The following is a 6,244-nucleotide window of genomic DNA, read 5'->3' as shown; positions in this document are numbered from 1 at the left end:
AGTACTAATGCACGGTGCGCGATGCGTCCAGGGTTGAACGCATCGCGCATGCTGTGTGCCGCAACACTTTTCGGCGGGCTAACGCACCTCGGCGATGAGTTCGACCTCGACCGGGGTGTTCTTGGGCAGTTCGGAGGTGCCGACCGCGGAGCGCGCGTGCACGCCCGCCTCGCCCAGCACCTCGCCGAGCAGCTCGGAGGCGCCATTGATGACCAGCGGCTGGTCATTGAAGCCGGGCGCGGAGGCAACGAAGCCGACCACCTTCACGACGCGCACCACATTGTCGAGTCCGACCAGATCGTGCACCACCGCAAGGGCATTGAGCGCGGCCAGCTTGGCCATCTCGGCGCCCTGCTCGATGGTGAGCTCGGCGCCGACCTTGCCGGTCAGCGGCAGCTGCCCGTTCACGAACGGCAGCTGGCCCGAGGTGTAGACGTAGTTCCCGCTGCGCACGCCCGGCACGTAGACCGCGACCGGCGGCGGGGCCGGAGGCAGTTCGAGTCCGAGCTTCTTCAGGTTCTCCGCCCAGCCCGCCCGACCCGTCGCCCCGCCGCCACCCCCAACCGAATCGCTCCGCGATGCAGCCATCACTTACTCCTCTTCAGGTAGGCCACATGCTGTTCGCCGGTGGGTCCGGGAAGCACGGTGACGAGCTCCCAGCCGTCGGCACCCCACTGGTCCAGAATCGCCTTGGTGGCATGGGTCAGCAGCGGCACCGTCGCGTATTCCCACACGGTCAGATCACTCATGGGGTGAGACTATCCCCGGCCGGGTTACCGCATGTCCCCAGGCTCGCCTACTACGCTGCGGGATTAGGAAATACAAGTTTCCAGAGTGGTGTATCAGACAGTTGTCAACTCTTGTGGGCAGGAAGCCAGAACGAGTTATAGGCTCGCGAGCGTGGGAGTACCGATAGCAGTGCCCGTTTCGGTTGAGCCGGGGGTCGAAGCAGGGTGGCCGGAGCGAGCGGACAAGGCCCGCTTGCACTATGTATCCGGCAAGGGTGGGACCGGTAAGTCGACGGTCGCCGCGGCATTGGCGCTGGCACTCGCGGCGGGTGGGCGCCGTGTGCTGCTGGTCGAGGTCGAGGGCAGGCAGTCCATCGCGCAGCTGTTCGATCTGCCGCCGTTGCCGCCGACCGAGACTCGCATCGCCACCGCGGACGGTGGCGGCGAGGTCCTGGCGCTGGCGCTCGATGTCGAGCACGCCTTCCTGGAATACCTCGACATGTTCTACAACCTGGGCTTCGCCGGTCGTGCCATGAAGCGCGTGGGGGCCATCGAATTCGTCACCACCATCGCACCCGGCCTGCGGGATGTCATCCTCACCGGCAAGATCAAGGAATGCGCGGTGCGGGTCGACAAGAAGACCGGCAAGCCGGCCTACGACGAGATCGTCATCGACGCGCCCCCGACCGGCCGCATCGCCAGCTTCCTGGACGTCACCCAGGCCATGGCCGAGATCGCGGGCGGCGGGCCGATCGCCTCGCAGGCCGAGGGCGTCTCCAAGCTGCTGCACTCGCCGCAGACCATGATTCACCTGGTCACGCTGCTGGAGGCGCTGCCGGTGCAGGAAACCGCCGACGCCATCGCCGAACTCACGGCCAATGACCTGAAGATCGGGACGGTCATCGTGAATCGGGCCGGGGAGGGCTACCTGCCGCGCGCCGTGCGCGAACGCGCCGCCACCGGCGACCTCGATGTCGACGCCCTGAGGGCCGGGCTGGCCGAGGCCGGAATCACCCTGTCCGAGGCCGATTTCCAGGGCCTGGTCGCCGAGACCGTGGAGCACTCCGCGCGGCTGGCCGCCCAGGACGAGAGCGCTGCGGAGCTGTCGGCGGTCGACATCTCGCGGCTGTACCTGCCGTCGCTGACCGACGGCATGGATCTGGGCGGGCTCTACGAGCTGGCCGAAGTCTTGAGCGCGCAGGGGGTTCGCTAGTCATGGTGGTTCCGGCAGGCACTGTCCCCCTGGACATTTCGAAGATCATCGCCGATCCCTCGGCCCGCATCGTGGTGTGCTGCGGTTCCGGCGGCGTCGGCAAGACCACCACGGCCGCGGCCATCGCGCTGCGGGCGGCCGAGGCGGGCCGCAAGGTCGTGGTGCTCACCATCGACCCGGCGCGCCGCCTGGCGCAGTCGCTCGGGGTGAGCGATCTCGGAAACGTTCCGCAGAAGGTGGAACTCGGCTCCGAAGCCAAGGGCGAGCTGTTCGCCATGATGCTGAACATGCGCCGCACCTTCGACGAGATGGTGCTCGAGCACACCAATCCGGAGAAGGCCGAGCAGATCTTCGCCAATCCGATCTATCAGACCGTCGCGTCCTCCTTCGGTGGCACCCAGGAGTACATGGCGATGGAGAAGCTGGGCCAGCTCGCCGCCAAGCGCGAGTGGGACCTTATCGTGGTGGACACCCCGCCCTCGCGCAATGCCCTGGACTTCCTGGACGCGCCGAAGCGGCTCGGCAACTTCCTCAACGGCAAGACGATTCGCGTCATCATGGCCCCGGGCCGCGGGGTCGGCAAACTCGTGGCCGGTGCCATGAGCCTGGCGCTGCGCGGCGTCTCGACCATCGTCGGCGGGCAATTGCTCAAAGACGCCAGCGTCTTCTTGCAGTCACTGGAATCCATGTTCGGCGGCTTCCAGGATCGCGCCGACCGCACCTACGCCATGCTCTCGCGGCCGGGCACCCACTTCCTGGTGGTGGCCGCGGCCGAGCCGGACGCGCTGCGCGAGGCGAGCTTCTTCGTCGATCGGCTCTCGACCGACAAGATGCCGCTGGCGGGTCTGGTGCTCAATCGGACGCACCCGATATTGAGCTCCCTGTCCGCCGAGCAGGCGCAGGTGGCCGCGGACCGTCTAGCGCCCCTGACAGCGGGCAACGGCTCGAATCCGGACGATGCCCCGGAGACGCCCGAGACGCTCGCGGCCGCGGTGCTGCGCATCCACGCCGACCGGGCCGCCATCGCCAAGCGGGAATCGCATCTGCTGCACCGCTTCACGGGCGCGCACCCGAGTGTTCCGATCGTCGCCGTGACCGCCCTGCCGTTCGAGGTCGCCGATCTCGAAGCGCTGCGCGCGGTGGGAGATCAGCTGGTCGAAGCGGGAGTTGCCAAGTCCGCCTGACATAGCCGGGGGTTTCGACCCTTGTGCGACCTTTGCCCGATCTGACCCCGGACACGGATCGAGCCCGCTTCCGCGGGCTCGATCCGTTCTGCTTATAGGGGGGATCTGGGTAAGGAATACTCGACTACATCGCTACCTTCTGTGATCGCTGGACGCGGAAGAAGTCCGCCCAACTCGTCACCTCCGGATGCTGCTTGAGCAGCGCACGGCGCTGCCGCTCGGTCATGCCGCCCCACACTCCGAACTCGACTCGGTTGTCCAGGGCATCCGCCCCGCACTCCATCAGGACCGGGCAGTGCCGGCAGATGGTGGCCGCTTTGCGCTGCGCTGCGCCACGCACGAACAGCTGGTCGGGATCCACTTCCTTGCATCGGGCCTGGGAAACCCAGGCGATTCTCGCTTCGGCCTGCTCCACGTCCAATCGAGCGATCGGGGTAGTCATGTGCATTTGGTGTGCCCCTTTGCAGTCCGAACACCGGGTCAACGGCGCTCCAGAATCGCGAGTGCAGCGCGCAGTTACCCAACCCCACTGCGTTCTGCACCACATTCCACTTTGAGTGTTCGCTCTATCACACTGGGTTCTCAATCTAGGTAAAGGTGCATGGCCTGCGCAAGACCGTCCCGAGATTTTCTGGTACGTCCGTCCACGCATTCGTTGCGTGGAACCGGGCAGTCCGTCTCTTTTAGGACGAATGGACACCCCGGCGGGCGAACACCGAGTGTCCGCGCGGCCAATTAGGCTAGGGCGCGTGCCGATCACACGAACGCTCTGGAGACTGGCAGGCGCGTGCGTCTTGGCCGCCGTGCTGCTCGCCGGTCTGCTGTTCCCGCTCGCCGGTGGCTTCGGGTTCATCTCCAACCGAGCCGCGGACGCCGTCGACAATGTCTCCGCCGAACTCGTCGAGGGCACCGTGCCCGCGGTCTCGACCATGGTGGACGCGAATGGGACGCCCTTCGCCTGGCTGTACGAGCAGCGCCGCTTCGAGGTCCCCAGCGAGAAGATCTCCAATGACATGAAGCTCTCGCTGGTCTCGGTGGAGGACAAGCGCTTCGCCGACCACCACGGCGTGGACTGGCAGGGCACCTTCCGCGCCTTCCTGACCAACACCTCGGGCGGTCAGGTGTCGCAGGGTGGTTCGACCATCGACCAGCAGTACGTGAAGAACTACCTGCTGCTCGTGGTCGCCAAGACCGACGCCGAACGCCGGGCCGCCATCGAGACCACGCCCGCGCGCAAGATCCGTGAGATCCGCATGGCGCTGACGCTGGACAAGCGGCTCACCAAGGACGAGATCCTCACCCGATACCTGAACCTGGTGCCGTTCGGCAACGGCTCCTACGGCATTCAGGACGCCGCGCAGACCTACTTCGGCGTGGACGCCAAGGAGCTGAACATCGTGCAGTCGGCCATGCTGGCCGGCATGGTGCAGTCCAGCTCCAAGCTGAACCCCTACACCAACCCCGCCGGCGTGCTGGAGCGCCGCAACACCGTGCTGGACACCCTGATCCAGAACGTGCCCAGCCGCGCCGACGAGTTCCGCAAGGCCAAGGAAGCGCCGCTGGGCGTGCTGCCCGAGGCCAAGAGCCTGCCGCGCGGCTGCATCGCCGCCAATGACCGCGGCTTCTTCTGCGATTACGCCATGCAGTATCTGAACAACGCGGGCATCAGCAAGGACCAGATCGAGAAGGGCGGCTACCTGATTCGCACCACCCTGGACCCGGCGGTCCAGGACTCGGTGCGCGATTCGCTGGCCGCCAACGCGAACCCGAATCTCGACGATATCGCCGAGGTCATGAACATCATTGCCCCCGGCCAGGATTCCCATCACGTGCTGGCCATGGGGTCGAGCCGCCAGTACGGGCTGGACTCCAACGCGCATCAGACCGTGCAGCCGCAGCCCTATTCGATGGTCGGTGACGGCGCGGGCTCGATCTTCAAGATCTTCACCACGGCCGCCGCCATGGAGAAGGGCCTGGGCACCAGCGCCACGCTGGACGTGCCGGCGTTCTTCTCGGCCAAGGGCATGGGTGATTCCCGGACCCCGGGTTGCCCGCCGGAGACCTACTGCGTGAAGAACGCGGGCGCCTACAAGGGCTCGATGTCGGTGACCGAAGCGCTGGCGACCTCGCCGAACACGGCCTTCGTCAAGCTGATCCAGGCCGTCGGGGTGTCCCCGACCGTGGACATGGCGGTCCGGCTGGGCATGCGCTCCTACACCCAGCCCGGCACCTCCGGCCACGGCAACCAGAGTCTGGCCGACATGATCAAGGATCAGAACCTGGGCTCGTTCACGCTGGGCCCGGTGGCGATCAACGCGCTGGAGCTGTCGAACGTGGCCGCCACCCTGGCCTCCAGCGGCAAGTGGTGCCCGCCCTCTCCGATCAAGGAGGTGGTGGACCGCAACGGCAAGGCGGTGCCGCTGACCCAGCAGGCGTGCGAGCAGGTGGTGGACCCGGGCCTGGCCAACACCCTGGCGGTGGCTCTGGGTCAGGACGTGGTGAGCGGCACGGGTGCCGCGTCGGCACGTTCGGTGGGCTGGAACGCGCCGACCTCGGCCAAGACCGGAACGACCGAAAGCCATCGCTCCTCGGCGTTCCTGGCGTTCACCAATTCGTTCGCGGGCGCCGCCTACGTCTACGGCGACAGCCCGACCCCCGGTGAGATCTGCACGAGCCCGCTGCGCAGCTGCGGCAGCGGAAATCTCTACGGCGGTAACGAACCCGCGCACACCTGGCTCGGCGCGATGAAGAACGTGCTCGACCGGTTCCCGCCCGCGGCGCTGCCGCCCACGGATGACAAGTACGTGCGCGGATCGAACAACTCGCAGATCCCCGATGTGATCGGGATGCAGCAGGCGGAGGCCACCTCGGCGCTGGTCGCGGCGGGCTTCCAGGTGTCGGTGACCACCCAGCCCGGTGCGGCCAAGGGGACGGTCATGAACGTCTCGCCCAATGGCTCGGCCATTCCGGGCTCGGTGATCACGCTCTATGTCAGCGATGGCAGCCAGATACCCGCGCCCGCGCCGAACGCGCCCGCACCGGGAATCCCGGGTCTGCCGACGATCACCATCCCGCAGTTGCCGCCCATCCCGATTCCGATACCCATCCCGAGGTAGACA

At 66.9% G+C, this 6,244-nt stretch carries 6 protein-coding genes; 3 read left to right on the top strand and 3 right to left on the bottom strand.

Annotated features, from left to right (window positions below):
- Positions 1-78 precede the first annotated feature (78 nt).
- Positions 79-588, bottom strand: coding sequence for a RidA family protein (locus tag NS2_RS25195; RefSeq protein ID WP_081986167.1), 510 nt, complete (start codon positions 586-588; stop codon positions 79-81).
- Positions 588-749, bottom strand: coding sequence for a Sp36 family protein (sp36, locus tag NS2_RS25190; protein ID WP_071812283.1), 162 nt, complete (start codon positions 747-749; stop codon positions 588-590). The genes NS2_RS25195 and sp36 overlap by 1 nt, the downstream gene beginning before the upstream one ends.
- A gap of 169 nt (positions 750-918) precedes the next feature.
- Here sp36 and bagA point away from each other — a divergent pair, with 169 nt between their 5' ends.
- Complete coding sequence (gene bagA, locus NS2_RS25185; protein ID WP_033089815.1) at positions 919-1,941, top strand: ATPase BagA; 1,023 nt, start codon at positions 919-921, stop codon at positions 1,939-1,941.
- Between the two features lie 2 nt (positions 1,942-1,943).
- Positions 1,944-3,125 carry an ATPase BagB gene (gene bagB / locus NS2_RS25180; protein ID WP_033089816.1) on the top strand — a complete coding sequence of 394 codons (1,182 nt, stop codon included), beginning with the start codon at positions 1,944-1,946 and terminating at the stop codon, positions 3,123-3,125.
- A gap of 124 nt (positions 3,126-3,249) precedes the next feature.
- Here bagB and NS2_RS25175 read toward each other — a convergent pair whose 3' ends face one another.
- Positions 3,250-3,573, bottom strand: coding sequence for a WhiB family transcriptional regulator (locus NS2_RS25175; RefSeq protein WP_033089817.1), 324 nt, complete (start codon positions 3,571-3,573; stop codon positions 3,250-3,252).
- Between the two features lie 301 nt (positions 3,574-3,874).
- Between NS2_RS25175 and NS2_RS25170 the strand changes: the two genes are divergently transcribed.
- Positions 3,875-6,241: a penicillin-binding protein gene (locus tag NS2_RS25170; protein WP_033089818.1), complete on the top strand. Its 2,367-nt coding sequence runs from the start codon at positions 3,875-3,877 to the stop codon at positions 6,239-6,241.
- Positions 6,242-6,244 lie beyond the last annotated feature (3 nt).

It is taken from the genome of Nocardia seriolae NBRC 15557 (assembly GCF_007990715.1).
Taxonomy (GTDB): Bacteria; Actinomycetota; Actinomycetes; order Mycobacteriales; family Mycobacteriaceae; genus Nocardia; species Nocardia seriolae.
Note: the sequence above shows the minus strand (reverse complement) of the source record. Positions and strands in the feature narration are given on the sequence as shown.

Coding starts and splice junctions, on each gene's coding strand:
- NS2_RS25195 (WP_081986167.1), bottom strand. CDS start 588: ATGGCTGCATCGCGGAGCGATTCGGTTGGGGGTGGCGGCGGGGCGACG.
- bagB (WP_033089816.1), top strand. CDS start 1,944: ATGGTGGTTCCGGCAGGCACTGTCCCCCTGGACATTTCGAAGATCATC.
- NS2_RS25175 (WP_033089817.1), bottom strand. CDS start 3,573: ATGCACATGACTACCCCGATCGCTCGATTGGACGTGGAGCAGGCCGAA.
- sp36 (WP_071812283.1), bottom strand. CDS start 749: ATGAGTGATCTGACCGTGTGGGAATACGCGACGGTGCCGCTGCTGACC.